Genomic DNA, 26,393 nt, shown 5'->3' with positions numbered 1-26,393 from the left:
TCAAAAATGACACTGTCCTGAGGACTACCCGGTGAACCGTTTTGTAATTGCTGACTCGACGGTCTGTATTGGCTGCCACACCTGTGAAGCGGCGTGTTCCGAAACACACCGCCTGCACGGGCTGCAGTCCATGCCGCGCCTGCGCGTTATGCGTAATGAAAAAGAGTCTGCCCCGCAGCTCTGCCATCAATGTGAGGATGCCCCCTGCGCGGGCGTCTGTCCTGTGAATGCCATCAACCGTATCGATGGCGCTGTTCAGCTGAACGAAAGCCTGTGCGTAAGCTGCAAACTGTGCGGCATCGCCTGCCCGTTTGGTGCGATTGAATTTTCTGGCAGCCGCCCGCTGCATATTCCGGCCAATGCCAATTCGCCAAAAGCGCCGCCTGCGCCTCCCGCACCGGCTCGCGTCAGTACCCTGCTGGACTGGGTGCCGGGCGTGCGCGCCGTGGCGGTGAAGTGCGATCTGTGCAGCTTTGACGAACAAGGCCCCGCCTGCGTACGCACCTGCCCAACTAAAGCGCTGATTCTGGTCAATATCCACGATATCGCTCGCACCAGTAAGCGCAAACGCGAACTGACCATTAATACCGACTTTGGCGATCTGTCGCTGTTTCAGGCGCAAAACGAGGGGGCGAAATGAACGCTGTCTATCTGATCAACAGCGCCGTAGCCTGCTTTGCTGCGACGGCGGTGCTGGCGCTGGTCTTCTCTTTTCACAAAACCCTCAGCGGATGGATTGCCGGAATCGGCGGCGCGGCGGGGAGTGTCATCACGGCGATAGCCGGATTCATGGTGTTGACGCAGGGTGTCCATGCAGAAGGCGTCATGCCGCTGATTCGCCACACTCTTCAGATCACGCCGCTGAATGCGATCTGGCTGGTGACCTTTGGCCTGTGCGGGCTGTTTGTCAGTCTGTTTAATATTGACTGGCACCGTCACCCGCAGACCAAACCGAACGGCCTGCTGGTCAATCTGCTGCTCGCCGCGGCCGTCTGTACCGTGGTGGCCAGCAACCTGGCCGCGCTGGTCGTAATGGCGGAGATCATGGCGCTGTGCGGCGTGTTCCTCACGGGATGCAGCCCATCCGGGAAACTGTGGTTTTTCCTGGGGCGTCTCGGCACCCTTTTGCTGGCGCTCACCTGCTGGCTGGTGTGGCAGCGCTACGGCACGCTTGACCTGGATCTGCTGAGTGCCCGCGCGCAGTTGCTGCCGTTTGGGGCCGATATCTGGCTTTCTGGCGTGGTCGGCTTTGGTCTGCTGGCGGGGATTATTCCGCTGCATGGCTGGGTGCCGCAGGCGCATGCCACTGCGTCAGCGCCCGCCGCGACGCTGTTCTCGACGGTGGTGATGAAAGTCGGTCTGTTTGGCATCCTCACGCTTTCGCTTATCGGTGGCCAACCGCCGCTGTGGTGGGGCGTGGTGCTGTTGATTGCCGGGATGATCACCGCCTTTGTCGGCGGGCTGTACGCCCTGATGGAGCACAACATCCAGCGCCTGCTGGCGTATCACACACTGGAAAACATCGGCATCATCCTGCTCGGCTTAGGCGCGGGTGTGACGGGGCTGGCGCTGAACCATCCGGCGCTGGTCGCCGCCGGGTTTATCGGCGGGCTGTACCATCTGGTTAACCATAGCCTGTTTAAAAGCACTCTGTTCCTGGGGGCGGGCAGCGTCTGGTTCCGCACCGGGCATCGCGATATCGAAAAGCTGGGCGGTATCGGCAAAAAAATGCCGCTGATTTCGCTCGCGATGCTGGTGGGGTTGATGGCGATGGCCGCACTTCCGCCGCTCAACGGTTTTGCCGGTGAGTGGGTGATCTATCAGTCCTTCTTTGCGCTGGGTCAGAGCGACCTCTTTATTGCTCGTCTGCTCGGGCCAATGCTGGCGGTCGGCCTCGCGATCACCGGCGCGCTGGCGGTGATGTGTATGGCGAAAGTCTATGGCGTCACCTTCCTTGGCGCACCGCGCACTCCGGAGGCAGAAAATGCCCGCAGTGCACCGGCGCTGATGACCGCAAGCGTGGTTCTGCTGGCCCTGTGCTGCATCGCGGGTGGGGTTGCCGCGCCGTGGCTGCTGCCGCTGCTGGGGAGTGCGGTTCCACTACCGCTCACGACCGCGCACACCGCCGTTTCCCAGCCGATGATTGCCCTGCTGCTGATCGCTGCGCCGCTGTTGCCGCTGGTGCTGATGATGTTCTTCAAACGCGACCGTCTGCCTGCGCGTTCACGCGGAACGGCATGGGCGTGCGGGTACGAGCACGAACAATCGATGGTCATCACCGCCCACGGTTTTGCGATGCCGGTGAAAGAGAACTTCGCCTTTGTCCTGAAACTGCGCCACGCGCTGAACCCGGTGAAGGTGATCCCCGGCTGGCAAAGCGCGGCTGCACCGACGCTGTTCCGTCGTCTCGCCGTGATCGAGCTGGCGGTGCTGGTGGTGATTGTGATTTCACGAGGAGCCTGACATGAGTCTGTTACTGGCATTACTTCAGGCGCTGGTGTTATTCGCCGTTGCGCCACTGCTTTCGGGCATTACCCGCGTGGCCCGCGCCCGGATGCACAACCGTCGCGGTCCGGGCGTGCTTCAGGAGTACCGTGACCTCATCAAACTGATGGGTCGTCAGAGCATCGCCCCGGATGCGTCCGGCTGGGTGTTCCGCCTGACGCCGTTCGTGATGGTCGGCGTGATGCTGACCATCGCCACCGCGCTGCCGGTGGTGACCGTCGCGTCGCCTCTGCCGGTGCTCGGCGATCTGATCACCCTAATCTACCTCTTCGCTATCGCGCGCTTTTTCTTTGCGATTGCAGGGCTGGATACAGGCAGTCCGTTTACCGGTATCGGCGCCAGCCGCGAGGCGATGCTCGGCGTGCTGGTGGAACCGATCCTGCTGCTGGGCCTGTGGGTAGCCGCGCAGGTCGCGGGTTCCACCCATATCAGCTTTATCACTGACACGGTTTATCACTGGCCGGTTACGCGCACCGTTCCGCTGCTGCTGGCGCTCTGCGCCTGTGCTTTCGCCACCTTTATTGAGATGGGAAAACTGCCCTTTGACCTCGCGGAAGCGGAGCAGGAGCTGCAGGAAGGGCCGCTCACGGAGTACAGCGGCTACGGCTTTGCGGTGCTGAAGTGGGGCATCAGCCTCAAACAGCTGGTGGTTCTGCAAATGTTTGTCGGCGTCTTCTTCCCGTGGGGGCAGATGACACACTTCTCGGCGGCGGGTTTGCTGCTGGCAGTGGTTATCGCCGTGCTCAAGCTGGTGGCGGGGGTGCTGATTATCGCGCTGTTTGAAAACAGCATGGCGCGACTGCGTTTCAACGCCACGTCGCGCGTCACCTGGGCCGGTTTTGGGTTCGCATTTTTAGCCTTCGTCTCCTTGCTGGTGGCGTGATTACAGAGAGTCTTAGCATGTCTGAAGAAAAAGTAGGTCAACAGTATCTTGCCGCACTGCATCAGGCGTTTCCCGGCGTGGTGCTGGAGGAGAGCTGGCAGACCAAAGACCAGATCACCGTCACCATCAAGGTGAACTACCTGCCGGAAGTGGTGGAGTTTCTCTATTACCAGCAGGGCGGCTGGCTGTCGGTACTGTTCGGCAACGATGAGCGTCAGCTGTGCGGCAACTACGCGGTTTACTACGTGCTGTCGATGGAGCAGGGCGTGAAGTGCTGGCTCACGGTACGCGTCGAAGTTGATCCGAATAAACCGGAATACCCGTCCGTCACGCCGCGCGTGCCTGCCGCCGTCTGGGGCGAGCGCGAAGTGCGCGACATGTACGGCCTGGTGGCGGTTGGCCTGCCGGATGAGCGCCGTCTGGTGCTGCCCGACGACTGGCCGGATGAACTCTATCCGCTGCGCAAAGACAGCATGGATTATCGCCAGCGTCCGGCGCCGACGACCGACAGCGAAACCTACGAGTTCATCAACGAACTCGGCAGCAAAAAGAACAACGTGGTGCCGATTGGCCCGCTGCACGTCACCTCCGATGAACCGGGCCACTTCCGCCTGTTTGTCGACGGCGAAAACATTATCGACGCCGATTACCGCCTGTTCTACGTCCATCGCGGCATGGAAAAACTGGCGGAAACTCGTATGGGTTACAACGAAGTCACCTTCCTGTCAGATCGTGTTTGCGGGATCTGCGGCTTTGCCCACAGCACCGCTTATACCACCTCGGTGGAAAACGGCATGGGCATTGTGGTGCCTGAGCGTGCGCAGATGATCCGCGCCATTCTGCTGGAGGTCGAGCGCTTGCACTCGCACCTACTGAACCTCGGCCTCGCCTGTCACTTCGTCGGTTTTGATTCCGGGTTTATGCAGTTCTTCCGCGTGCGTGAAGCGTCGATGAAGATGGCGGAAATCCTCACTGGGGCGCGTAAAACCTACGGTCTGAACCTGATCGGCGGGATTCGCCGCGATCTGCTGAAAGAGGACATGATCCAGACCCGCCTGCTGGCACAGCAGATGCGCCGCGATGTGCAGGATCTGGTGGATATGCTTCTGAGTACGCCAAATATCGAGCAGCGTACCGTCGGCGTGGGCCGTCTCGATCCGCAGATCGCCCGCGACTTCAGCAACGTCGGCCCAATGGTGCGCGCCAGCGGTCACGCCCGCGATACCCGCGCCGATCACCCGTTTGTCGGTTACGGTCTGTTGCCGATGACCGTACACAGCGAGCAGGGCTGCGACGTTATCTCGCGTCTGAAAGTGCGTATCAACGAAGTCTTCACCGCCCTGAATATGATCGATTTTGGTCTGGATAATCTGCCCGGCGGTCCGCTGGCGGTGGAAGGCTTTACCTATATCCCGAACCGTTTTGCGCTCGGGTTCGCCGAGGCGCCACGCGGAGATGATATCCACTGGAGCATGACCGGCGACAACCAGAAGCTCTACCGCTGGCGCTGCCGTGCGGCGACCTACGCCAACTGGCCGACCCTGCGCTACATGCTGCGCGGCAATACGGTCTCTGATGCGCCGCTGATCATCGGCAGCCTCGATCCTTGCTACTCCTGTACCGACCGCATGACGGTGGTGGATGTGCGCAAGAAGAAAAGCCAGGTGGTGCCGTACAAAGAGCTTGAACGCTACAGCATCGAGCGCAAGAACTCGCCGCTGAAATAAGGAACCGTCATGTTTACCTTTATCAAAAAAGTGATCAAAACCGGTACGGTCACCAGCCGTTATCCGCTTGAGCCGATGCCGGTCGACAAAAACTTTCGCGGCAAACCAGAGCACAACCCGCAGCAGTGCATCGGCTGCGCGGCGTGCGTTAATGCCTGCCCGTCGAATGCCCTGACGGTAGAGACGGATCTGGCGACGAATCAGCTGGCCTGGCAGTTCAACCTCGGACGCTGCATTTTTTGTGGCCGCTGTGAAGAGGTCTGCCCGACGGCGGCGATAAAGCTGTCGCAGGAGTACGAGCTGGCGGTGTGGAAAAAAGAGGATTTCCTCCAGCAGTCGCGTTTTGACCTGTGCCACTGCCGCGTTTGCCACCATCCGTTTGCCGTGCAAAAAGAGATCGACTACGCCATTGCGTTGCTGAAACACAACGGTGATGCGCGCGCCGAAATGCACCGGGAAGGGTTTGAAACCTGCCCGGAATGCAAGCGTCAGAAATGCCTGCTGCCGTCCGACCGCATTGATATCACCCGCCACATGAGAGAAGCCAGCTGATGAATAATTTACTCGGCCCGCGCGACGATAACGGCATTCCGGTGCCGATGACGGTGGACGAATCCATCGCAAGCATGAAAGCCTCCCTGCTGAAAAACATCAAACGTTCCGCCTACGTCTACCGCGTGGACTGCGGCGGCTGCAACGGCTGCGAAATCGAAATCTTCGCCACCCTGTCGCCGCTGTTTGATGCCGAACGTTTTGGTATCAAAGTGGTGCCATCCCCGCGCCACGCGGACATTCTGCTGTTTACCGGCGCGGTGACGCGCGCGATGCGATCTCCGGCGCTGCGCGCCTGGCAATCGGCGCCGGATCCCAAAATTTGTATCTCCTACGGCGCCTGCGGCAACAGCGGCGGGATCTTCCACGATCTCTACTGCGTGTGGGGCGGCACCGACAAAATCGTGCCGGTGGATGTGTATATCCCTGGCTGCCCACCGACGCCCGCGGCGACGCTGTACGGTTTTGCGATGGCGCTGGGTCTGCTGGAGCAGAAAATTCATGCCCGCGCCCCGGGTGAGCTGGACAATCAGCCCGCGCAGATTTTGCATCCGGATATGGTGCAGCCTCTGCGCGTGAAGGTCGATCGCACGGCGCGACGCCTCGCCGGGTATCGCTATGGCCGCCAGATTGCCGATGACTATCTGCGTCTGTTGAGCCAGGGCGAGCATCAGGTGGCACGCTGGCTGGAGGCGGAGAAAGATCCGCGTCTGAACGAGATCGTGGCAAACCTGGACCAGGTGGTGGATGAGGCGCGTATCCGATGAGTGAAAAGGTGGTGTTCAGTCAGCTGAGCCGTAAATTTATCGATGAGAACGACGCGACGCCGGATGCGGCCCAGCAGGTGGTCTATTACAGCCTGGCGATTGGCCACCATCTCGGGGTAATCGACTGTTTAGAGGCGGCGCTGAGCTGTCCGTGGCAGGACTATCTGGCATGGATCGGCACGCTGGAGGCGGGCAGCACGGCGCGACGCAAAATGGAAGGTGTACCGAAGTATGGCGAGATTGTCATCGACAGCAATCACATCGCCATGCTGGCGAATGCCTTCGATGCGGCGCTCGCAGTGCAAACCCCTGAGCAGCAGGCGTGGAGCAAAACGGTGCTCAGTATGCTGCATGATATTCATCAGGAGAGCGCCATCTACCTGATGGTGAGGAGATTACGTGACTGACGTTTTACTGTGTGTGGGTAACAGCATGATGGGCGACGACGGCGCAGGCCCTTTGCTGGCGGAAATGTGCTTTGCAAATCCGCAGGGTAACTGGCAGGTGATCGACGGCGGCAGCGCGCCGGAAAATGACGTGGTTGCCCTTCGCGAGTTGCACCCGGACCGGCTGCTGATTGTCGATGCCACCGATATGGGGCTAAACCCGGGCGAAATCCGTCTCATCAATCCGGACGATATTGCTGAGATGTTCATGATGACCACTCACAATATGCCGCTCAACTATCTGGTCGATCAGATTAAAGACGACGTGGGCGAGGTGCTGTTTTTGGGCATTCAGCCGGATATTGTCGGCTTTTATTATCCGATGACTCCCGCGATAAAAGCGGCGGTGGAAACAGTCTATTCCCGGCTTGCAGGATGGGCAGGGGACGGGGGTTTTGCACGACTCTGAGAAGTGAATGCCCGGTGCGCGACGTACCACCGGGCAGAACTCCGTTACGCCAAATCCGCCCCGTTGCTCGCAATCACCTTCTTATACCACCAGAACGATTTCTTGCGTTTACGATCCAGCGTGCCGTTGCCTGCGTCGTCACGATCGACATACACAAACCCGTAGCGCTTGCTCATCTCGCCCGTGGAGGCTGCCACCAGATCGATACAGCCCCAGGTGGTGTAACCCATTAGCGGCACGCCGTCTTCAATCGCATCGCCCATCGCGCGGATATGCTCACGCAGATAGCTGATGCGGTAATCGTCGTTAATCTCGCCGCTGGCGTCGATCTCGTCTTTCGCCCCGAGGCCGTTTTCCACCAGGAACAGCGGTTTCTGGTAGCGGTCATACATCATGTTCATGGTGATGCGCAGGCCCAACGGGTCAATGCCCCAGCCCCATTCACTCACGTTGATGTGCGGGTTGCGCAGGGATTTAACGATGTTAGCCGCGCTGGTGTTATTGGCGTTCATCTCCGCTGAGGCGCAGCGTGACGCGTAATAACTGAACGAGACAAAATCGACGGTATGTTTCAGGATCTGGTCGTCGGCCGGGTCTTTGACAATCGTCACCCCTTTATCGCGGAACACGCGCGCCGAGTAGGCCGGATAGGTGCCGCGCGCCTGAACGTCAATAAAGAACAGGTTTTCGCGATCTTTTTCCAGTGCCGTCCACACGTCTTCTGGCTTGCAGGAGTACGGGTAGAAACTGCCGCCTGCCAGCATACAGCCGACCTGGTTTTCCGGGTTCACTTCATGGGCGATTTTGGTCGCCAGTGCGCTTGCCACCAGCTCGTGGTGCGCGGCCTGGTATTTCACCTGATCTTCGTTTTCACCCTCTTCAAAGACCAGCCCCGCGCCCGAGAACGGGCTGTGCAGCATGATGTTGATCTCGTTGAAGGTCAGCCAGTATTTCACCAGACCATTGAACTCTTCAAAGCAGGTGCGCGCGTAGCGGGCGAAGAAATCGACCATTTTGCGGTTGCGCCAGGAGCCGTATTCGGTGACCAGATGCATCGGCACATCGAAGTGGCACAGGGTCACCAGCGGCTCGATATTGTACTTTTTGCACTCTTCAAACACCGCGCGGTAAAAGGCGATACCGGCCTGATTCGGCAGCGGTTCGTCGCCGTTCGGGTAGAGGCGGCTCCAGGCAATCGAGGTGCGGAACACCGTAAAGCCCATCTCCGCCATCAGAGCGATGTCTTCTTTGTAGCGATGGTAGAAATCTATCGCCTCGTGGCTCGGGTAAAACTCGTCGTCGCGCAGCGAGAAACGTTTTTCCTTACCGACTTTCACCGCCATACGGTTTGCGCCGTGGGGGATCATATCGACGGTGGTCAGCCCTTTACCGCCTTCACGGTAAGCGCCTTCACTCTGGTTGGCGGCCAGTGCGCCGCCCCATAAAAATCCTTCTGGAAAAACAGACATTTGTACCTCGTTATTCATTTATGCTCGTGCTTCTTGTGCCGGAACCGGTGCGGTTTGCAGGGCGCGTGCTTTCTCGGCCTCGTTTTCCACCGGAATATCCTCAAAGCCGAGGATCAGCGTCAGAACAAACGAAAGCACCACGGCCAGGGCCATCACGCCAAACACCCAGACGATGGTCATCGGATTGGCCGGATCGAAGAACTGTACGCTGGTGAACAGGCCCGGTGCCGCCATCGAGTGGCTGGCAAGCCCCGCCATACCGGCGATCGCGCCGCAGATAAAGCCGCTGATCAGGCTCGCAATCAACGGGCGTTTCAGGCGAATCGCCACGCCGTAAAGTGCCGGTTCAGAAATCCCCGCCATGATGGCGGACGCCGCCGCGGCGAGCGCCGTCTGGCGCAGTTCCGGGTTTTTGGTTTTCCACGCCACCGCCAGGGAAGAACCGCCAAGAGAGAGGTTCGCGCCGATTTCCGACGGCATCACCATCCCTTCTTTGCCGGTTTCGGCGATGGTCTGAATAATCGTTGGCGTAAAGACGCGGTGCATACCGGTCATTACCAGCAGCGGCCAGAGTGCGCCCATAATGGCCACGGACAGCCAGCCCAGATAGCCGTGAATGGTGTAGACCAGCGACGAAATCGCGCTACCAATCCAGATACCCAGCGGCCCAATCAGCACAATCGCCAGCGGGGCGGCAATCAGCACGATCAGCATCGGTTTCAGGAAGTTTTTGGTGACCGCTGGCGTGATCTTGTCCACCCAGCGTTCGATGTACGACAGGCACCAGGTCATGACCAGCGCCGGGATCACCGTGTAGGTGTATTTCACCGCCGTCACCGGGATAAACGCGAACTCGACGTGCTCGCCCTGGGCGGCTTTCGCCATCAGCTCAATAAAGCTTGGATGCACCAGCACGCCTGCGATGGCAATCGCCAGCGACATGTTGGTTTTGAATTTCACGGCGGCAGACGCGGCCACCATCAGCGGCAGGAAGAAGAAGGCTCCGTCACCGATCACCGTCAGAATCGTGAGCGTCGGGGCGCCTTTCGGCAGCGCGCCGGTCATCTCCAGGATCATCGCCAGCAGTTTCACCATCGAGCCGCCGATGATCGCCGGGATCAGCGGGGACATGGTGCCGATCAGCGCGTCGAGCACGCCAGCGCCGATGCGGCGAAGCGTCAGTTTTTGCGGGCCTTGCGGCTCGGCAGGGCGCATCCCGGCAGGCAGCAGGTTCACCACCTCGCGGTAGGCCTGAGATACGGTGTTGCCGATGATCACCTGACACTGGTTATCGTTGCGCACCACGCCGAGCACGCCGGAGAGGCTTTTGAGCGTGGCGCTGTCGATGGCGCTTTCGTCCTGAAACACAAAGCGCAGGCGCGTCATACAGTGGGTGACGGCGACGATGTTATCTTTCCCGCCGAGCGCGCTGACAATGTCTTTCGCCAGCGCGGCATAATTTTTGGCCATCGGAAGTGATCCTGTTGTAGTTGTGAGAACATGTAGGAAACCGGTTCCACAAAATCATGATGAGTTTCTTCGTATGAAACAAGATGGTTATCTATGCATTTTTTACATTCGTGATAACGATCACTTTGAGTGTTTAAAAGCGTGAGATTCGCGCTGCGACAATTTTCGTGCAGTGCAGTACACTTCGGCGCATCAGGTTTAAAGGGAATAATCAGATGACCACGATGCTTGAAGTGGCGAAGCGGGCAGGGGTGTCGAAAGCAACGGTTTCTCGGGTGCTTTCGGGCAATGGCTACGTGAGCCAGGAGACAAAAGACCGGGTTTTTCAGGCGATTGAAGAGAGCGGTTACCGCCCCAATCTGCTGGCGCGAAACCTGGCGACCAAACGCACCCAAACCCTGGGGCTGGTAGTGACGAACACCCTTTACCACGGCGTGTATTTCAGCGAGCTGCTGTTCCACGCGGCACGCATGACGGAAGAAAAAGGGCGTCAGCTGATCCTCGCAGACGGTAAGCACAGCGCCGATGAAGAGCGCGAGGCGATCCAGTATCTGCTCGATATGCGCTGCGACGCGATCATCATCTATCCGCGCTTTTTAAGCGTCGATGAGATGGATGAGATCATCGAAAAACAGGAGCAGCCGATCATGGTGTTAAACCGTCGTCTGCGTAAAAACAGCAGCCAGTGCGTCTGGTCAGATCATAAAGCCTCCTGCCAGGATGCGGTCTCGCAGCTGATTGAAATGGGCCATCGGGATATCGCGTTTATCACTGGCTCGCTCGACTCTCCCACCGGTATCGAACGTCTTTCTGGGTACAGAGCGGCGCTGGCGCAGCATCATATCCCGCTGCGCGACGAATTGCTGGTGGAGGGGAAATGGACTCCGGAAAGTGGGGCGGCGGGAGTGACCACACTGCTGGCGCGCAAAGCGCAATTCACCGCGCTGGTCGCCAGCAATGACGATATGGCGATTGGTGCGCTGAAGCAACTTCACGACAGCGGGATCGCCACGCCGGGCGAAGTGTCGGTGGTGGGATTTGATGATGTCGCGATCGCGCCCTACATCGTGCCGTCGCTCTCCAGCGTGCGCATTCCGGTGACGGAGATGATCAAAGAGACCATCAGCCGCCTGATTTTTATGCTCGATGGCGGCGAGTTCAGCTATCAGCAAGCCTTCCCCGGTGAGCTGATCCTGCGCGATTCCGTCATCGCCAACGTTCGCGTCTGACGTCGACAGGTGTCATCGTCATTCGTGTCGATGACACCGAGGGGCACTGATTAAATTCAGTGAAATCAGTTAATTAAGATGTGGCACGTTTTATGTATGTTTCGCCGCATAACTTAATGCTGGAGAAGCAGATGAACCGTTTTATTATGGCCGATGCCAGTAAATGTATTGGCTGTCGCACCTGTGAGGTGGCGTGTGTTGTGTCCCATCAGGCGGAGCAGGATTGCGCCTCCCTGACCCCAGAATCTTTCCTGCCACGTATTCATGTCATTAAGGGCGTGAATATCTCAACGGCGGCCATCTGCCGCCAGTGTGAAGACGCCCCCTGCGCCAATGTCTGCCCTAACGGTGCCATTAGCCGCGAAAACGGCTTTGTGCAGGTGATGCAGCAGCGTTGCATCGGCTGTAAAACCTGCGTGGTGGCCTGTCCGTATGGTGCGATGGAAGTGGTTGTGCGCCCGGTGGTACGAAACAGCGGCGCGGGGCTGAGTGTGCGTGCCGACAAAGCCGAGGCGAACAAATGCGACCTGTGCAACCATCGCGAAAGCGGCCCGGCGTGCATTGAAGCCTGCCCGACCCACGCTCTGGTCTGCGTCGATCGTAACAAGCTTGAACAGATGAGTGCCGAGAAGCGCCGTCGCGCGGCGTTTGATACATCGTCATCAATGCTGTTTTAAGCCGCGATGAGCTGTAACGGCGCGCAGCTGCGGGTGCGCGGAAAAGTGCAGGGGGTGGGTTTCCGCCCCTTTGTCTGGCAGCTGGCGAATCAGCTTGGCCTTCGCGGTGACGTTTGTAACGACGGCGAAGGCGTGCTGGTGCGTCTGGCTGATGATCCGACGGCGTTTCAGACATGTTTGTTAGCGCAGTGCCCGCCGCTGGCGCGCATTGATACCATTGAAACTCAGCCGTTCAGCTGGCCGAAAATGCCGACGGAATTCACCATCCGCCACAGCGCGGGCGGGGCGATGGCGACGCAAATCGTACCGGACGCGGCGACCTGCCCGGCCTGCCTGGCCGAGATGCGCGATCCGCGCGAGCGCCGTTACCGCTATCCGTTTATCAACTGCACCCACTGCGGCCCGCGTTTCACCATTATTCGCGCCATGCCTTATGACCGGCCAGACACGGCGATGGCCGCTTTCCCGCTCTGCGCCCCGTGTGAGAGCGAATACCGTAATCCGGCGGATCGGCGCTTTCACGCCCAGCCGGTGGCATGCCCGGACTGTGGGCCGCAGCTGGAATGGCGTGCAGAGGGCGTCCATCTGACACGAGATGCCGCGTTATCCGCAGCCGTTGAGATGCTGAAAAACGGTGGGATCGTGGCAATCAAAGGGCTGGGCGGTTTTCATCTGGCTTGCGACGCGCAAAACCCGCAGGCGGTGGCGCGGCTGCGCGAGCGAAAACGTCGTCCGACCAAACCATTAGCGGTGATGCTGCCCTGTATTGACGAGTTGCCTGCGCCCCTTCGGGAGCGTCTGCAATCGCCCGCCGCACCCATCGTGTTGACCGCAAAGCGCCTGCTACCGGAACTGCCGCAGAACATTGCGCCGGGCCTGGATTGCATCGGCGTGATGCTGGCCTCCAGCCCGCTGCAACATCTGCTGATGGACGACTGCGCGCGCCCGCTGGTGATGACTTCCGGGAATCTCAGCGGTAAACCCCCCGCGCTGAGCAATGATCAGGCGCTGGATGACCTGCGCGATATCGCCGACGGTTTTCTGCTGCATAACCGCGACATTCTGCAACGCATGGATGATTCGGTCCTGGACGAGCAGGGCGCAATGCTTCGCCGCGCGCGGGGTTATGTGCCTGACGCCATTCCGCTGCCTGAAGGATTTAAGGATATCCCGCCAATGCTGTGCCTCGGCGCGGAGATGAAAAATACCTTCTGCCTGGTGCGCGGCGGGCAGGCGGTTATCAGCCAGCATTTTGGCGATCTGAGTGACGACGGCGTGGAGCATCAGTGGCGTGGCGCGCTGGCGGTCATTCAACAAATGTATGATTTCCACCCGAAACTTGTGGTGTACGATGCCCATCCGGGCTACCGCTCTGCCCGGTGGGCCGAAGCGCTGGCGCTGCCGAAACAGACGGTGCTCCACCACCACGCCCATGCGGCGGCGTGTATGGCGGAAAATGGCTGGCCGCTGAACGCAGGCGATGTGATTGCGCTGACGCTCGATGGCATCGGGATGGGCGAAAACGGCGCGCTGTGGGGCGGCGAGTGCCTGCGGGTGAACTATCTGGCGTGCGAGCACCTCGGTGGACTGCCCGCCGTGGCGCTGCCCGGCGGCGATCTGGCAGCGGTCGAACCGTGGCGGAACTTGCTTGCACAGGGGCTGGCGTTTATTCCTGACTGGCAAAAGCGGGCGGAAATGCGCGCCGTTCTGGCGCACAACTGGACACTGCTGGCGACGGCGGTGGGGCGGGGAATCAACGCGCCGCTGGCCACATCCTGTGGGCGACTGTTTGACGCCGTGGCCTGTGCGCTGGATATCGTGTCCGACAGGCAGCATTACGAAGGCGAAGCGGCCTGTCAGCTTGAAGCACTGGCCGCGACCTGTTCAGGTGTGCAGCATCCGGTCACGCTGGATGTGGGAGATCTGTCCACCTTCTGGCAGCAGTGGCTCGACTGGCAGGCGGCGCCCGCCGAACGGGCGTGGGCATTCCATGACGCGCTGGCGAAAGGGCTGGCGGCACTGATGGCTCATCACGCCCGACGTCTGGCGATATCGACGCTCTGCTTCAGCGGCGGCGTGCTGCACAATCGGCTGCTGCGGGCGCGCCTGCAGTTTTATCTTTCTGAATTCACGCTTCTGTTCCCTGAAAAATTGCCTGCAGGCGACGGGGCGATTTCATTCGGACAGGCGGTCGTCGCTGCCGCCCGCACCCTTTCTCACAGGAACTGACATGCAACGACGGATTCGCAACGAACCGCTTCTGATGATCCTGCTGGCCGCGAATAGTCTGGCCTGGGGCTGGGCCTGGCACACGTTTAGCGGCAGTACCACGCTGATGGCGGCCAGCCTGCTGGCGTGGTGCTACGGCCTGCGGCATGCGGTCGATGCGGATCATATCGCCGCGATCGATACGGTCACCCGCAAGCTGATGCAGCAGGGCAAACGCCCGTCTGGCGTGGGGGCGTGGTTTTCGCTGGGCCATTCGACCATTGTGGTGCTGGCCTCCGTCGCTATTGCTGCCACGGCGACGGCGTTTCAAAAGAACATGGCGTGGTTTCATGAGACCGGTAGTCTCATTGGCACCGCCGTTTCCGCGACCTTTTTACTGGCGATGGCGCTGATCAACACGGTGATTTTGCTCGGCGTCTGGCGCAGCTTTCAGGCGCTGAAGAAAGGTCATACGACGAGCAGCGAGGGGGACGCGCCGCTGTCGGGCGGGATCATGAGCTGGCTGTTTGGCGCCACGTTCCGTCTGGTGAGCAAAAGCTGGCAGATGTACCTGGTCGGTTTTCTGTTTGGCCTGGGATTTGATACCGCCACTGAAATTGGTGTGCTGGGCATTTCTGCCGCCAGCGCCTCGAACGGAATGTCGGTGTGGTCGATCATGATTTTCCCGGCGCTGTTTGCCAGCGGTATGGCGTTAGTGGATACGCTGGATAATTTATTGATGATCGGTGCGTACGGCTGGGCATTCAATAAACCGCAGCGCAAACTTTATTACAATATGACCATTACCGGCACGTCGGTTGTCGTCGCGCTCTTTATTGGCGGGCTGGAAGCGCTTGGGCTAATAAAAGATAAATTTGAATTAAGTGGGGGCGTCTGGAACCTGGTGGGGAGTGTTAATAATAATCTCGGTAACGCCGGTTTTATTGTTATTGGTTTGTTTATTGTCTGTTGGTGTCTGTCAATGCTGAACTACCGCTGGCGCGGCTATGACGCGCTGGGGGGCTCTGACGGTTTCGAGCATTATTTAAAAAAATAATCTAAGCAAAAATTGCTTTTTCATCTCTGTTTAAATTAAATTACGCCTGATGATTTATTTATCAATAATAAAATAATTATATATCTCAGGGTGAATGGATATTTATCGCAAATATATCCATCTGCTCGGATTTATATATTCATATAAATAATGAAATAGGGATTGATGGCGATGATTTATCTATTATGTATTTACCTTGTGAATAGAATGCGCAAAAAAAAGCCCCGGGACATCGGGGCTGCGGATAATAAAATCCTAAGGTTAAGTCAGCGTGGCAGAGGTTTGCGGGTTAAACGGGTAACGACTTCAGCAGGGAGAAAGCCTCCTTCATCCGATCTTCGCTGACCACAAAGGCACGCAGTTCACCGTCGCCATCAACGCCTTTTGCGACCATTCCCTGTGGCTCAATAGCCATGTGCCAGTGTAAATCCTGTCGCTGCGTTTCGCCCGCGAGGTGCAGCGGCAGTTCAGGTGTTTTGACCTTCACCATCATCGCCGGCAGTTTGAGTGGCGTGTTATTCCCCAGCAGGTTTTTTGCCAGATACATTGCGCTGATCTGAATCGGCTGCAGGAACGGCAGGACCTGGCCGTTGATTTCCGCACAGTCACCCAGGGCGAAAATATCGGGCTGGCTGGTTTGCAAATAGCTGTCCACCTTCACTCCGCGCCCCGTTTCTGCCCCGGCGTGCTGGGCCAGTGCCGTTTCCGGACGCAGGCCCGTCGCGGCGATCACGGCATCGACCTCAACGCTGCGCTTACGATCGAGAGTCGCGCGAATGCCGCTGTCGGTTGTCGTCAGGCTCTGGAGCTGAGAATTCAGCAGCAGATGGACGCCCATCTCCGTCAGACGATGCTGTAAGCGACTGCTCACTTCCGCTGGCATCAGCGCAGACAGAATGCTCGCTGCGTGATCGACCAGAGTGACGGCTTTCCCGGCGCGGCAAAAATCCATCGCCAGTTCGGTGCCAATCAGACCGCCACCGACAATCATCACCCGCTTTGCGTCACGAAGCCGGGTTTCACAGGCGCGGTACTCCTGCTGACTGTTAAGGGTCAGCATCAGCTCGCGTCCCTCAACGGGCGGTACAAAGGCGGATGCCCCCGTCGCCAGAACCAGTTTGTCGTAGTGCCACTGATAATCTTTGCCCTTCACCACATGGGCGCTGGCGTCGATCTCCATGACCCAGGTATGCGGAAACAGTCGCAAATTAAACTGTTCGGCGAACTCCCCCGCCGTCTGGCGGGTGAGGTCGTCGGCACGCTGATGCTGGCTGATAACATGGCTCAAATCGGGTTTGTTGTACTCGTCCATGCTGTCGGCGGCGATAAGTGTCAGCGGCACGTTCGCATCCTGTTTGCGTATATTTTTCACCAGCTGCCGGGCGGCAAAGCCCGAGCCAATGATGACAATGCCGTGATTCATTTTGCCTCCGTCGCCAGTTCGTCGAACACGTCTTTCCCGAGGGAACATTCCGGGCACAGGAAGTTATCGGGCACCTCGCGCCACGGGGTGCCTGGAGCGACATCCTGCAAAGGTTCGCCGAGGGCAGGATCGTAAATCCACTGGCAGACGCTGCACTGCATGCTCGGGCCAAGATCGGCGGCTTGTGCGGCGGCACAGGCGCAGGCTTCTTGTTGCTCTGGGGCTTTCGCTGTTGCTTCCGGCAGTGGAGCGAGCGCCCACTGACGTGCGATATCGCGGCCATGCTGGCGGCAGACTTCAAGTGCGTCGATGTCCGGGCGCCATTTGGCTTTCAGGCTCATCGACATTTCAAAACCGGCATCCTGCAGACGCGTGGAGAGACGATCTACCGCACCGCCGCTCCAGCCGTGGGAGCCAAACGCGCTGGCGCGTTTGTTACGAAAACGCAGACCGGTCATCTCTTCAACCAGACCGGCGATTTTCGGCATCATCACGTTATTCATGGTGGAGGTACCGACCAGCACGCCCTTGGAGCGGAAGACGTTGGTCAGGATTTCGTTTTTATCGCTGCGCGCCACGTTGAAGATTTTCACCGCCACGTTCGGGTCGACTTCGTTAATGCCCTGGGCAATGGCGTCCGCCATCATGCGGGTGTTGTTGGACATGGTGTCGTAGAACAGCGTGATGCGATCTTCCTGATAATCCGCCGCCCATTTCAGATACAGCTCCACGATTTGGGTTGGATTTTCGCGCCAGACCACGCCGTGCGAGGTGGCAATCATATCGACCGGCAGATTGAAGCCGAGGATTTCGGTGATTTTTGGCGTTACCAGACGGCTGAACGGCGTCAGGATGTTGGCGTAGTAGCGCTGGCACTGTTCGAACAGCTCAGTCTGATCCACTTCGTCGTTAAACAGACGTTCATCACAGTAGTGCTGACCAAAGGCGTCATTGCTGAACAGCACCGCATCGCCGGTCATGTAGGTCATCATGCTGTCGGGCCAGTGTAGCATCGGGGTTTCGACGAAAATCAGCTGTTTGCCGTTGCCGATATCCAGCGAGTCACCGGTTTTCACCGTATGAAAATTCCATTCAGGGTGGTGATGGTGGCCGTTAATGGAGTCGATGGCGTTGGTGGTGCAGTAGATTGGCGTGTTGGGAATATAAGACATCAGCTCGGTCAGGGCGCCCGCGTGGTCTTCTTCCGCATGGTTAATAATAATGTAATCGATGTCAGCCAGATCGATTTCGCTGCGCAGGTTCTGCACGAACTCGCGGCTGAATTTATGATCAACGGTATCGATCAGGACGTTTTTGCCTTCGCGGATGAGATAGCTGTTATAGCTGCTGCCGCGCAGGGTTTTGTATTCGGTGCCGTGAAAATCGCGCACTTCCCAGTCACGTTGACCCACCCAATGAATATTATTTTTAACCAGAATAGACATAGCAACCTCAATAAATACAGTGTGTTTCGATAAGTTGATGTGCATATATCAAGTTGCGTGCCAGTTTTTAAACTTATTGATATTTATTGGTTTTTAAAAATATTACTCGCAAGGGGTAGTCAGAATGACTATCTGTTTTATGGTCAATATGACAGTATGCATTGTCAAAATGACAGCGAGGCGCCAATGAGCTTTTCCGTAGATGTGCTGGCGAAAATCGCCATTGAATTACAGACCGGTATCGGCCATCAGGATCGTTTCCAGCGGTTAATTTCAACCCTGCGTCATGTGCTGGAGTGCGATGCTTCGGCGCTGCTGCGCTACGAAGGGCGACAGTTTATTCCGCTGGCGATCGACGGGCTGGCGCAGGACGTGCTGGGGCGGCGCTTCACCCTGGAGGGCCATCCGCGTCTGGAGACCATCGCCCGCGCGGGTGACGTGGTGCGTTTCCCGGCGGACAGCGATCTGCCCGATCCCTACGACGGCCTGATTCCCGGCCAGGAGAGCCTGAAGGTCCACGCCTGTATCGGTTTGCCGCTGTTTGCCGGGCAGAATCTGATTGGCGCGCTGACCCTCGATGGCCTGCAGCCGGATCAGTTCGATACCTTCAGCGACGAAGAGCTGCGGCTGATTGCCGCGCTGGCCGCCGGGGCGCTTAATAACGCGCTGCTGATTGAGCAACTGGAGAGCCAGAACATATTGCCGGGCAGTCCGGCGGTGTTTGAGCAGGTCGCGCACACGGAAATGATTGGCCTGTCGCCGGGTATGGCGCAGTTGAAAAAAGAGATCGAGATTGTCGCGGCGTCGGATCTGAACGTCTTAATCAGCGGGGAGACCGGCACCGGGAAAGAGCTGGTGGCGAAGGCGATCCACGAAGGCTCGTCGCGCGCGGTTAATCCGCTGGTGTATCTGAACTGCGCCGCGCTGCCGGAAAGCGTGGCGGAGAGCGAGCTGTTCGGCCATGTGAAAGGGGCGTTTACCGGGGCCATCAGCAACCGCAGCGGTAAGTTTGAAATGGCCGACAACGGCACGCTGTTTCTCGATGAAATTGGTGAGCTGTCGCTGGCGTTGCAGGCCAAACTGCTGCGCGTGTTGCAGTACGGCGATATTCAGCGCGTGGGTGACGACCGCAGCCTGCGGGTGGATGTGCGCGTGCTGGCGGCGACCAACCGCGATCTGCGCGAAGAGGTGCTGGCGGGCAATTTCCGCGCCGATCTGTTCCATCGCTTAAGCGTGTTCCCGCTCTCCGTGCCGCCGCTGCGCGAGCGTGGCGAGGATGTGGTTCTGCTGGCGGGCTATTTCTGTGAGCAGTGCCGGTTGAAAATGGGGCTGTCGCGCGTGGTGTTAAGCCCCGGTGCGCGCAGGCATCTGCTGAATTATGGCTGGCCGGGCAATGTGCGCGAGCTGGAGCATGCGATCCATCGCGCGGTGGTGCTGGCGCGCGCGACGCGCATCGGCGATGAGGTGGTGATCCACGCGGCGCATTTTGCGTTGCACGACGAGGCTGTGCCTGTCTCGCAGCCGGACGTGCCAGCGATGAGCAATGCCAACCTGCGTGAGGCCACGGAAGCGTTTCAACGTCAGATGATTACCCGCGCGCTGGAGCAGAATAACCGTAGCTGGGCGGCCTGCGCGCGGGCGTTAGAGACGGACGTCGCCAACCTGCATCGGCTGGCGAAACGTCTTGGGCTGAAGGGTTAGATAATCCCGGCCTGATAGAAGTCCTGCAGGTTGATGGCGCCGCACAGTTTGCCGCTGTCATCGACCACCGGGGCGGCGGTGATTTTGCGCTTCATCAGCACTTCTTTGGCTTCGATAGCGCGGCTTTCGGCGTTGAGCGTCAGGCCGCCGGTGGTCATAGCATCGCTGACGACCGCTTCCAGCTTGCCGCCGCCCACCAGCCAGCGACGCAGGTCGCCGTCGGTAAAGACCCCTTTGACCAGCCCGTTGTCATCACACACGGCAACCAGCCCCAGCCCGGTGCGGCTCAGTTCGAGCATTGCGTCCATCACGCTGGTGGTGAGTTTAACCTGCGGGATGGCGTCGTCCGTACGCATCAGATGATGCACTTTGTTCAGCAAACGTGCGCCCAGCGCGCCGGCCGGATGTGAGCGGGCAAAATCTTCTTCGTTAAAACCGCGCGCCTGCATGACTGCCATCGCCAGCGCATCGCCCATCATCAGGGTGTTGACGGTGCTGGACGTTGGCGCGAGATGCATCGGGCAGGCCTCGCGTTCCACGGAGATATCCAGCGTGGCTTTGGCGGCCAGCGCCAGCGGCGAGCGCGATTTCCCGGTCATTGCCAGCAGGGCGACCGATTTTTCCTGAAGACGCGGAATGATCAGATCCAGCTCTTTCGCTGAGCCGGAGTAGGAGATAAACAGCATCACGTCACGGCTTTCAATCATCCCCAGATCGCCATGCAGCGCTTCGGCGGGATGAACAAAAAAAGCGGGCGTGCCGGTGCTGGCGAGGGTGGCGGCTATTTTCTTCCCGATATGACCGGATTTCCCGATGCCCGCGACAATCACTTTGCCTTCGCAGTGGATGATGGTATTGGCCGCGCGCACAAAATCGTCGCCCAGCCTTTCCGGCAGGCGGCTGGCTTCCTGAAGCTCCAGCATTAACGTCTGACGGCCTGTGTTTAGCAGAAAATCACTCATTTCTCTCTCCGGTTACGATCACGTCGATTCCTTTCTCTTCCAGCGCTTTTTTGAACACCGGGTCGATGCCTGCGTCGGTAATCAGCGTATCGACGCTTTCAAGGCTACAGACAATATTGGGACTTTTGCGGCCAAACTTGGATGAGTCCGCCATCAGGATCACTTCCCGTGCGGCGTTGCACATGGCCTTGCTGACGCTGAACACCTCGTTGAAGGTGGTCACACCCGCGTTCAGATCAATACCGTCCGTGCCCATAAAGAGTTTATCAAAGCTGAAATGGTCGAAGGCGTTCTCCGCCAGCTGGCCGTGAAAAGACGCCGATTTTTTACGGAAGGTGCCGCCGGGCATCAGGATGGTCTGCTCGCTGTCAAACTCGGACAGGGCATTGACGATGTGCAGGCTGTTGGTCATCACCGTGATGTTATTAAAGCGGCTGAGCATCGGGATCATCTGCAGGACAGTGCTGCCCGCATCGAGAATGATAGAGTCGCCGTCGTGAATAAACTGGACGGCGGCTTCGGCAATCAGCGCTTTCTGGTGAGTGTTGATCAGGGTTTTATGGTCAATCGGCGGATCGGCTTCGTCTTTGTTGAGTACTACTCCGCCATAGGTTCGAATGACTGCGCCAGAGTTTTCGAGCAATACCAGGTCCTTGCGTATTGTCGTGCCGGTGGTGTCAAAGTAGTGGGCCAAATCCTCTACCGAGCATTTTCCCTGCTTTTGCAGATGCTCCAGAATGGCCGCCTGCCGCTGACGTGGTTTCATAGGCGCTTCGTTCCTTACGTTGCGAAATGATAATTTCGCAAGCCTATAGCTTTCAAAACGAAATTATCCATGTTTCAGATTAAGCGCTAATGATAGTGCATTCTGACAGAGTGAATCATGGGGAAAGATCACATCAGGCTGTAATTCCTGCAATGAAATGCCGTTGATTGCCTGGATTTTCGTCGGTCGGGCGAATACGGTCATCCCGCGCATGATCAGTGAGTCGCAGACGGTGTTGTCTTCGTCCAGCGCAATCGCCACCACCACGCGGGGTTTAAAGCGTCCGCCTGAGCGCCCAACGCCCACGCGGCCTTTCTGACACAGGGCATCGAACGCCCGGTTAAACTGGTGAATTTGCCAGCCGCCAAACGCCATCTGGCAGATCCAGGCGATGGCGGCGACGGTGATGAGTGCGGTAACCATTTTAGCTCCTTTGGTATTCCCTCTCCCTTTTGAGGGGAGAGGGGGCGCTAGCCTGTTTAATCAGAACATCACCTGCCCGCCGGTGACGTTAATTGACTGCCCGGTGCAATAAGAGGCTTTCGGGCTGGCATAAAACAGCAGCATATTTAATACGTCCTGATAGTCGCAGCCGCGCTTCAAAGGCACTTTATCGATGTAATACTGCTCCACCTCATCAGCGTTAATGCCAAGCTTGGTAGCGTATTGCGGCAGCAGAGACTGGAACATTGGCGATTTCAGCAGGTTACCAAGCATCAGTGAATGCACGGTAATCCCGTATTCGGCCAGATCCAGCGCCAGAGACTGGGTCAGCCCGACGCCGCCAAATTTCGCCGCGCTGTAGCCGGAGTTATGCTTGCTGCCCACTTTGCCGGATTTTGAGTTGATCTGAATGATGCGCCCCTGAATGCCGTCGCGGATCATCAGGCGGGAAAATTCGCGTGCGCAGAGGAAATAGCCTACCAGGTTCACCTGCAGTGAACGGTCAAAATCCCCCAGCGCGAAGTCGCTGATGAAAGCCGCTTTCGCTATTCCCGCGCTGTAAACCAGCAGGTCGGCGCGGCCAAAAATCTCGTCCACGCCCTGGGCGAGCGCCATCACGCTCTGCTCGCTGGTGGCATCGGCACCAAAACCATATGCCATCCCTTCACCAAACTCAGTGTTAATGGTGTCCGCCACGCGGGCGGCTTTTTCACTCTGAATGTCCACAACCGCCACGCGGTACCCTTCTGCAGCAAGCCCACGGCAGAGGAACTCGCCTAAGGTTTGGCCCCCACCAATGACAACGGCAACCTGACTCATGTGATTCTCCTTAAATTACGCAACAAATTTTAATGTGCAGCCGGTGGTAACAGCCTGCGGAACCGGACCATCCACGTGAACCGTGCCGGGGTATTCCGCCTGCGGCTGGCCGTCGAAACGCAACGTGATGTGCCCCAGCTCGCGCAGGTTTTGTTCAGCTACGTCGCCGACGGCGGTGACTGCATAGCGCGCGTCACCCAGCTCCAGCTGGCTGCCGACCTTCAGCTCGCCGTGTAGCTCGCCGTGGCAGTGGATAAAGCAAAACTCTTCGATATCCGCAGGCGCCCCTTCGCGGAAGGTAATCAGCATCTGGTCGCTCAACGCATCGGCTGCGCTCTGGCCGATGCGGGTAATGGTGGTTTGGTAAATCACGGTCATCGCAGGAACCTCTTATTGATAAATAAAGCCGGAGACAAACCAGGCAATCAGCACCGTCGGAGCGCCCGTCAGGAAACGGCTGACCAGCACGGACGGCACGCCCACGCGGACGGTGTCCTGACGCGCTTCCGCAAGGGACAGCCCAACGGGAATGAAGTCGCACGCCGCCTGGGCGTTAATCGCAAACAGAGCCGGAAGGGCAAGGTGTGGAGGGATATTGCCCAACCCAATTTGCACGCCGATCAGCACGCCGATAACCTGTGCAATCACCGCACCCGGCCCGAGGAACGGCGACAGGAGCGGGAAGGAGCAGATCAGCGCCAGCGTCACCAGCCCAAGCGGGTGGCTGGCGAGCGGGGCGAGGCCGTGGGCAATCCAGTCGCCCAGACCGGACGCCATGATGATGCCAATAAGCGCCGAAACGAACGCCATAAACGGCAGAATGGTTTTCAGAACGGTGTCGATGGTGTCGCGCCCTGACTGGAACAGCACCGCGACGGCCGACCCCATTCCCATACCCACTTTCGCCAGCAGGCCGTCGCTCTGCTCGGTGATTTTTTTACTGGTGTCGTAATCCCGCGGCGCGGCTTTTGGCTGAGCAGGGGAGCCATCAACCAGGCGAATGTTTTCTTCTCTGACGCCGGACACGTAAATATCTTCGAGGATGTACTGCGCCAGCGGGCCTGACTTACCGGTTGCGTGAATATTCACTGTCGGAATACGGCGCTTCGGATAGATGCCGCAGCGCAACGTGCCGCCGCAGTCGATCACCGCTACTCCAATTTCCGCTTCAGGCGGCTCGCCCTCTTTGAAGCCATCGACCGCTTCCCAGCCGGTTAGGTCGTGCAGCTTGTCGACAATTGCCGGACGCGTGCCTGCGGTGATGTAGACGATTTTCTTGCCTGCAACGGTGTCGAACTCCAGTGGGCCGCCCCAGCCGCCTTCACCTTTTTCAATACGAATACGGCTCATGCTGTGGCTCCTGAAAGATGGACTTTTTGTTCAAGCTGGATGCCCATTTTTTTCTCAAAAATGGCGGTGGTGAGATCCGTCACCCATCCACGGAAGAAGTTGGTGACCAGGCCAACCAGCAGATAGCTCACCGCCAGCGGGCCGAGCGGCAGGCCAAGTGTGGTCAGGCCGCTGGCAATGCCGAGGTAAACAAACAGTTCGCCGGGGTTGATGTGTGGGAACAGGCCGTTCATGGAGTGGCAGCTATAGGATGCGGCGGCGTAATAACTCGGCTTGTACTTTTCTGGCATAAAGCGGCCGAGGCTTAAGGTCATCGGGTTGCAGAAAACAAAGGTTCCGATGAAGGGCAGAACAAGGTAGCGGGACAGCGGGTTTCCGGCGCAGCGCTGAGCGAAGCGTTCGATACGCTGCTGGCCGATAAAGTTAATCAACGCATTCATGATCACTAAGAGGCTTATCAGCAGGGGCAGGATGCCGGTCACCATACCGGTGAACACCTCTCCGCCTTTCTGAAACAGCCCGATAAACCACTCTGCGCTGTGGGTGATGGTTTCTATCATTCTTCTCTCCTGTGGGGCTTTTTTGTTTTTGTCTGACTGCGGCTAATAATAATCACTTTGAAAGGTTTTAAAGTGTTAATTAGATCTCACAATGAAAGAAAAATGGATTATTTTGAAAGTTAATTGATGGAGAGAGGACTTTTTGGATGAAAAAAGCACCAATTTGCGTGGGGGAGCGTAAAGATTTTGCGGGGGAGGTGGGTACCGCTTCCTTGAGGCATTGCGGATGCTTTACCATACTTGCCACTTATCGAATTCGTTAAATGGATGTCTCATGGTCAAGCGTCGTTACGCAGCGCTCTTACCCGCGCTGATTATGCTTGCTGCCTGTAGCAGTAAGCCGAAAACAGAGGAAGTTCAACAGACGGCGGGCGCCCCATCGGGTGGTTTTCTCCTTGAGCCGCAGCACAACATGATGCAGATGGGCGGGGATTTCGCCAACAACGCGGCCGCCGAACAGTTCATCGATAAAATGGTGAACAAACATGGTTTCAATAAACAGCAACTCCACGAGATCTTGTCTCAGGCGAAGCGTCTGGATTATGTGCTGCGTCTGATGGACCGCCAGGCACCGACGGCGCAAGTGCCGACCGGGCCAAACGGCGCGTGGCTGCGCTATCGCAAACAGTTTATTACCCCGGATAACGTGCAAAACGGCGTGGCGTTCTGGAATCAATACGAAGATGCGCTGACGCGCGCGTGGCAGGTGTACGGCGTGCCGCCGGAAATTATCGTCGGTATTATCGGCGTGGAAACCCGCTGGGGCCGCGTGATGGGCAAAACCCGTATTCTCGATGCGCTGGCGACGCTCTCCTTCAACTATCCACGTCGTGCGGAATACTTCCAGTCTGAACTGGAAACTTTCCTGCTTATGGCGCGTGACGAGCAGGACGATCCGCTCGATCTGAAAGGTTCCTTTGCGGGGGCGATGGGCTACGGCCAGTTTATGCCGTCCTCCTATAAAGAGTACGCCGTCGACTTTAACGGCGACGGGCATATCAACCTGTGGGATCCGGTGGATGCCATTGGCAGCGTGGCGAACTACTTCAAAGCGCACGGCTGGGTGAAGGGCGATCCGGTGGCGGTGCAGGCGAACGGCCAGGCGCCTGGGCTTGAGAATGGTTTCAAAACGAAATACAGCGTGTCGCAGCTGGCAGCGGCGGGTTTAACGCCGATGCAGCCGTTGGGTGATCATCAGACGGCCAGCCTGCTGCGTCTGGATATCGGCACTGGCTACCAATATTGGTACGGTTTGCCGAACTTCTACACCATCACCCGCTACAACCACAGCACGCACTACGCGATGGCGGTGTGGCAGCTGGGTCAGGCGGTTTCCCTGGCGCGCGTACCGGCGGCATCACCGTTTAGTCAGTAATCTTGCGTTTTGCCGGGTGACAATTACGTCTTACCCGGCCCGCACCCTCCACGAGTATTGCCCGGTAAGCGAATCGTCACCGGGCAACACTCGCTTTCGACAGAAACATTTCGCCACACTCCCACTCTTTTATTCGCGTTTACATCTGC

At 58.1% G+C, this 26,393-nt stretch carries 25 protein-coding genes; 14 read left to right on the top strand and 11 right to left on the bottom strand.

Features of this window, described 5'->3' with window-relative positions; translation table 11 throughout:
- The first annotated feature begins 31 nt into the window (after window positions 1–31).
- From C0560_RS16290 to hycI, 8 genes are read left to right on the top strand one after another with little or no spacing between them, the layout of a single operon-like run.
- Window positions 32–640 carry a 4Fe-4S dicluster domain-containing protein gene (locus C0560_RS16290; RefSeq protein ID WP_100779154.1) on the top strand — a complete coding sequence of 203 codons (609 nt, stop codon included), beginning with the start codon at window positions 32–34 and terminating at the stop codon, window positions 638–640.
- Entirely contained in the window at window positions 637–2,463 is a 1,827-nt protein-coding gene (hycC, locus tag C0560_RS16285; RefSeq protein WP_248859070.1) for a formate hydrogenlyase subunit 3, read from the top strand. The genes C0560_RS16290 and hycC overlap by 4 nt, the downstream gene beginning before the upstream one ends.
- Before the next feature lies 1 nt (window position 2,464).
- A complete protein-coding gene (locus tag C0560_RS16280) occupies window positions 2,465–3,388 on the top strand; it encodes a respiratory chain complex I subunit 1 family protein (RefSeq protein ID WP_100779156.1) in 924 nt (307 codons plus the stop codon).
- 17 nt (window positions 3,389–3,405) lie between these two features.
- On the top strand, window positions 3,406–5,115 hold the full coding sequence (locus C0560_RS16275) for an NADH-quinone oxidoreductase subunit C (protein WP_123428706.1): 1,710 nt from the start codon (window positions 3,406–3,408) through the stop codon (window positions 5,113–5,115).
- A 9-nt stretch (window positions 5,116–5,124) separates the two neighbouring features.
- Complete coding sequence (locus C0560_RS16270) at window positions 5,125–5,667, top strand: formate hydrogenlyase complex iron-sulfur subunit (protein ID WP_181826764.1); 543 nt, start codon at window positions 5,125–5,127, stop codon at window positions 5,665–5,667.
- Window positions 5,667–6,434 carry an NADH-quinone oxidoreductase subunit B family protein gene (locus tag C0560_RS16265; RefSeq protein ID WP_100779159.1) on the top strand — a complete coding sequence of 256 codons (768 nt, stop codon included), beginning with the start codon at window positions 5,667–5,669 and terminating at the stop codon, window positions 6,432–6,434. Before C0560_RS16270 ends, C0560_RS16265 begins: the two co-directional genes overlap by 1 nt.
- Entirely contained in the window at window positions 6,431–6,841 is a 411-nt protein-coding gene (locus C0560_RS16260) for a formate hydrogenlyase maturation HycH family protein (RefSeq protein WP_100779160.1), read from the top strand. The genes C0560_RS16265 and C0560_RS16260 overlap by 4 nt, the downstream gene beginning before the upstream one ends.
- Window positions 6,834–7,289 carry a hydrogenase maturation peptidase HycI gene (hycI, locus tag C0560_RS16255; protein ID WP_248859069.1) on the top strand — a complete coding sequence of 152 codons (456 nt, stop codon included), beginning with the start codon at window positions 6,834–6,836 and terminating at the stop codon, window positions 7,287–7,289. The genes C0560_RS16260 and hycI overlap by 8 nt, the downstream gene beginning before the upstream one ends.
- Before the next feature lie 44 nt (window positions 7,290–7,333).
- On the opposite strand, the gene C0560_RS16250 is transcribed toward hycI, so the two are convergent.
- Both C0560_RS16250 and ascF read right to left on the bottom strand, forming a co-directional pair.
- A complete protein-coding gene (locus C0560_RS16250) occupies window positions 7,334–8,758 on the bottom strand; it encodes a 6-phospho-beta-glucosidase (RefSeq protein WP_248859068.1) in 1,425 nt (474 codons plus the stop codon).
- 18 nt (window positions 8,759–8,776) lie between these two features.
- Window positions 8,777–10,228, bottom strand: coding sequence for a PTS cellobiose/arbutin/salicin transporter subunit IIBC (gene ascF, locus C0560_RS16245; RefSeq protein ID WP_248859067.1), 1,452 nt, complete (start codon window positions 10,226–10,228; stop codon window positions 8,777–8,779).
- 215 nt (window positions 10,229–10,443) lie between these two features.
- On the opposite strand from ascF, the gene C0560_RS16240 reads away from it, so the two are divergent.
- The 4 genes from C0560_RS16240 to C0560_RS16225 all read left to right on the top strand — a co-directional run bounded on the left by C0560_RS16240 (window position 10,444) and on the right by C0560_RS16225 (window position 15,399).
- The gene (locus C0560_RS16240; protein ID WP_123428716.1) at window positions 10,444–11,457 is read left to right on the top strand and encodes a LacI family DNA-binding transcriptional regulator; all 1,014 of its coding nucleotides are present in this window, start codon (window positions 10,444–10,446) and stop codon (window positions 11,455–11,457) included.
- A gap of 131 nt (window positions 11,458–11,588) precedes the next feature.
- Complete coding sequence (gene hydN, locus C0560_RS16235; protein WP_107704236.1) at window positions 11,589–12,134, top strand: electron transport protein HydN; 546 nt, start codon at window positions 11,589–11,591, stop codon at window positions 12,132–12,134.
- Between the two features lie 6 nt (window positions 12,135–12,140).
- Complete coding sequence (gene hypF, locus C0560_RS16230) at window positions 12,141–14,363, top strand: carbamoyltransferase HypF (RefSeq protein WP_248859066.1); 2,223 nt, start codon at window positions 12,141–12,143, stop codon at window positions 14,361–14,363.
- Between the two features lies 1 nt (window position 14,364).
- Entirely contained in the window at window positions 14,365–15,399 is a 1,035-nt protein-coding gene (locus tag C0560_RS16225; protein ID WP_248859065.1) for a HoxN/HupN/NixA family nickel/cobalt transporter, read from the top strand.
- A 289-nt stretch (window positions 15,400–15,688) separates the two neighbouring features.
- On the opposite strand, the gene norW is transcribed toward C0560_RS16225, so the two are convergent.
- Window positions 15,689–16,822 carry an NADH:flavorubredoxin reductase NorW gene (gene norW / locus C0560_RS16220; RefSeq protein WP_248859064.1) on the bottom strand — a complete coding sequence of 378 codons (1,134 nt, stop codon included), beginning with the start codon at window positions 16,820–16,822 and terminating at the stop codon, window positions 15,689–15,691.
- Window positions 16,819–18,267 carry an anaerobic nitric oxide reductase flavorubredoxin gene (gene norV, locus C0560_RS16215; protein WP_248859063.1) on the bottom strand — a complete coding sequence of 483 codons (1,449 nt, stop codon included), beginning with the start codon at window positions 18,265–18,267 and terminating at the stop codon, window positions 16,819–16,821. Before norV ends, norW begins: the two co-directional genes overlap by 4 nt.
- Window positions 18,268–18,453: 186 nt before the next feature.
- Between norV and norR the strand changes: the two genes are divergently transcribed.
- Entirely contained in the window at window positions 18,454–19,968 is a 1,515-nt protein-coding gene (norR, locus tag C0560_RS16210; RefSeq protein ID WP_248859061.1) for a nitric oxide reductase transcriptional regulator NorR, read from the top strand.
- On the opposite strand, the gene gutQ is transcribed toward norR, so the two are convergent.
- From gutQ to srlA, 7 genes are all read right to left on the bottom strand, one after another.
- Window positions 19,965–20,930 (bottom strand): arabinose-5-phosphate isomerase GutQ, encoded by a 966-nt coding sequence (gutQ, locus tag C0560_RS16205; RefSeq protein WP_107702960.1) that lies wholly within the window; start codon window positions 20,928–20,930, stop codon window positions 19,965–19,967. The genes norR and gutQ overlap by 4 nt on opposite strands.
- A complete protein-coding gene (locus tag C0560_RS16200; RefSeq protein WP_100779170.1) occupies window positions 20,923–21,696 on the bottom strand; it encodes a DNA-binding transcriptional repressor in 774 nt (257 codons plus the stop codon). The genes gutQ and C0560_RS16200 overlap by 8 nt, the downstream gene beginning before the upstream one ends.
- A gap of 63 nt (window positions 21,697–21,759) precedes the next feature.
- Window positions 21,760–22,119, bottom strand: coding sequence for a transcriptional regulator GutM (gutM, locus tag C0560_RS16195; RefSeq protein WP_248859059.1), 360 nt, complete (start codon window positions 22,117–22,119; stop codon window positions 21,760–21,762).
- 60 nt (window positions 22,120–22,179) lie between these two features.
- Window positions 22,180–22,959, bottom strand: coding sequence for a sorbitol-6-phosphate dehydrogenase (gene srlD, locus C0560_RS16190; RefSeq protein ID WP_100779172.1), 780 nt, complete (start codon window positions 22,957–22,959; stop codon window positions 22,180–22,182).
- A 15-nt stretch (window positions 22,960–22,974) separates the two neighbouring features.
- On the bottom strand, window positions 22,975–23,337 hold the full coding sequence (gene srlB, locus C0560_RS16185) for a PTS glucitol/sorbitol transporter subunit IIA (RefSeq protein WP_102105420.1): 363 nt from the start codon (window positions 23,335–23,337) through the stop codon (window positions 22,975–22,977).
- A 12-nt stretch (window positions 23,338–23,349) separates the two neighbouring features.
- A complete protein-coding gene (locus C0560_RS16180) occupies window positions 23,350–24,309 on the bottom strand; it encodes a PTS glucitol/sorbitol transporter subunit IIB (RefSeq protein ID WP_248859058.1) in 960 nt (319 codons plus the stop codon).
- Window positions 24,306–24,869, bottom strand: coding sequence for a PTS glucitol/sorbitol transporter subunit IIC (srlA, locus tag C0560_RS16175; RefSeq protein ID WP_248859057.1), 564 nt, complete (start codon window positions 24,867–24,869; stop codon window positions 24,306–24,308). Before srlA ends, C0560_RS16180 begins: the two co-directional genes overlap by 4 nt.
- Before the next feature lie 274 nt (window positions 24,870–25,143).
- On the opposite strand from srlA, the gene mltB reads away from it, so the two are divergent.
- Entirely contained in the window at window positions 25,144–26,244 is a 1,101-nt protein-coding gene (gene mltB, locus C0560_RS16170; RefSeq protein WP_181826754.1) for a lytic murein transglycosylase B, read from the top strand.
- The last annotated feature ends 149 nt before the right edge of the window (window positions 26,245–26,393 follow it).

The organism is Lelliottia sp. AC1, assembly GCF_023278595.1.
Lineage (GTDB): Bacteria > Pseudomonadota > Gammaproteobacteria > Enterobacterales > Enterobacteriaceae > Enterobacter > Enterobacter nimipressuralis.
Note: the sequence above shows the minus strand (reverse complement) of the source record. Positions and strands in the feature narration are given on the sequence as shown.

What these genes read in the sequence shown, in the direction of transcription:
- srlD (WP_100779172.1), bottom strand. Translation starts at nt 22,959, where the DNA reads ATGAGTCAGGTTGCCGTTGTCATTGGTGGGGGCCAAACCTTAGGCGAG.
- C0560_RS16240 (WP_123428716.1), top strand. Translation starts at nt 10,444, where the DNA reads ATGACCACGATGCTTGAAGTGGCGAAGCGGGCAGGGGTGTCGAAAGCA.
- gutM (WP_248859059.1), bottom strand. Translation starts at nt 22,119, where the DNA reads ATGGTTACCGCACTCATCACCGTCGCCGCCATCGCCTGGATCTGCCAG.
- srlA (WP_248859057.1), bottom strand. Translation starts at nt 24,869, where the DNA reads ATGATAGAAACCATCACCCACAGCGCAGAGTGGTTTATCGGGCTGTTT.
- C0560_RS16200 (WP_100779170.1), bottom strand. Translation starts at nt 21,696, where the DNA reads ATGAAACCACGTCAGCGGCAGGCGGCCATTCTGGAGCATCTGCAAAAG.
- srlB (WP_102105420.1), bottom strand. Translation starts at nt 23,337, where the DNA reads ATGACCGTGATTTACCAAACCACCATTACCCGCATCGGCCAGAGCGCA.
- C0560_RS16180 (WP_248859058.1), bottom strand. Translation starts at nt 24,309, where the DNA reads ATGAGCCGTATTCGTATTGAAAAAGGTGAAGGCGGCTGGGGCGGCCCA.
- C0560_RS16250 (WP_248859068.1), bottom strand. Translation starts at nt 8,758, where the DNA reads ATGTCTGTTTTTCCAGAAGGATTTTTATGGGGCGGCGCACTGGCCGCC.
- mltB (WP_181826754.1), top strand. Translation starts at nt 25,144, where the DNA reads ATGGTCAAGCGTCGTTACGCAGCGCTCTTACCCGCGCTGATTATGCTT.
- C0560_RS16265 (WP_100779159.1), top strand. Translation starts at nt 5,667, where the DNA reads ATGAATAATTTACTCGGCCCGCGCGACGATAACGGCATTCCGGTGCCG.
- gutQ (WP_107702960.1), bottom strand. Translation starts at nt 20,930, where the DNA reads ATGAGTGATTTTCTGCTAAACACAGGCCGTCAGACGTTAATGCTGGAG.
- norV (WP_248859063.1), bottom strand. Translation starts at nt 18,267, where the DNA reads ATGTCTATTCTGGTTAAAAATAATATTCATTGGGTGGGTCAACGTGAC.
- norR (WP_248859061.1), top strand. Translation starts at nt 18,454, where the DNA reads ATGAGCTTTTCCGTAGATGTGCTGGCGAAAATCGCCATTGAATTACAG.
- C0560_RS16280 (WP_100779156.1), top strand. Translation starts at nt 2,465, where the DNA reads ATGAGTCTGTTACTGGCATTACTTCAGGCGCTGGTGTTATTCGCCGTT.
- C0560_RS16260 (WP_100779160.1), top strand. Translation starts at nt 6,431, where the DNA reads ATGAGTGAAAAGGTGGTGTTCAGTCAGCTGAGCCGTAAATTTATCGAT.
- hycC (WP_248859070.1), top strand. Translation starts at nt 637, where the DNA reads ATGAACGCTGTCTATCTGATCAACAGCGCCGTAGCCTGCTTTGCTGCG.
- hydN (WP_107704236.1), top strand. Translation starts at nt 11,589, where the DNA reads ATGAACCGTTTTATTATGGCCGATGCCAGTAAATGTATTGGCTGTCGC.
- C0560_RS16225 (WP_248859065.1), top strand. Translation starts at nt 14,365, where the DNA reads ATGCAACGACGGATTCGCAACGAACCGCTTCTGATGATCCTGCTGGCC.
- hypF (WP_248859066.1), top strand. Translation starts at nt 12,141, where the DNA reads ATGAGCTGTAACGGCGCGCAGCTGCGGGTGCGCGGAAAAGTGCAGGGG.
- C0560_RS16270 (WP_181826764.1), top strand. Translation starts at nt 5,125, where the DNA reads ATGTTTACCTTTATCAAAAAAGTGATCAAAACCGGTACGGTCACCAGC.
- norW (WP_248859064.1), bottom strand. Translation starts at nt 16,822, where the DNA reads ATGAATCACGGCATTGTCATCATTGGCTCGGGCTTTGCCGCCCGGCAG.
- C0560_RS16275 (WP_123428706.1), top strand. Translation starts at nt 3,406, where the DNA reads ATGTCTGAAGAAAAAGTAGGTCAACAGTATCTTGCCGCACTGCATCAG.
- ascF (WP_248859067.1), bottom strand. Translation starts at nt 10,228, where the DNA reads ATGGCCAAAAATTATGCCGCGCTGGCGAAAGACATTGTCAGCGCGCTC.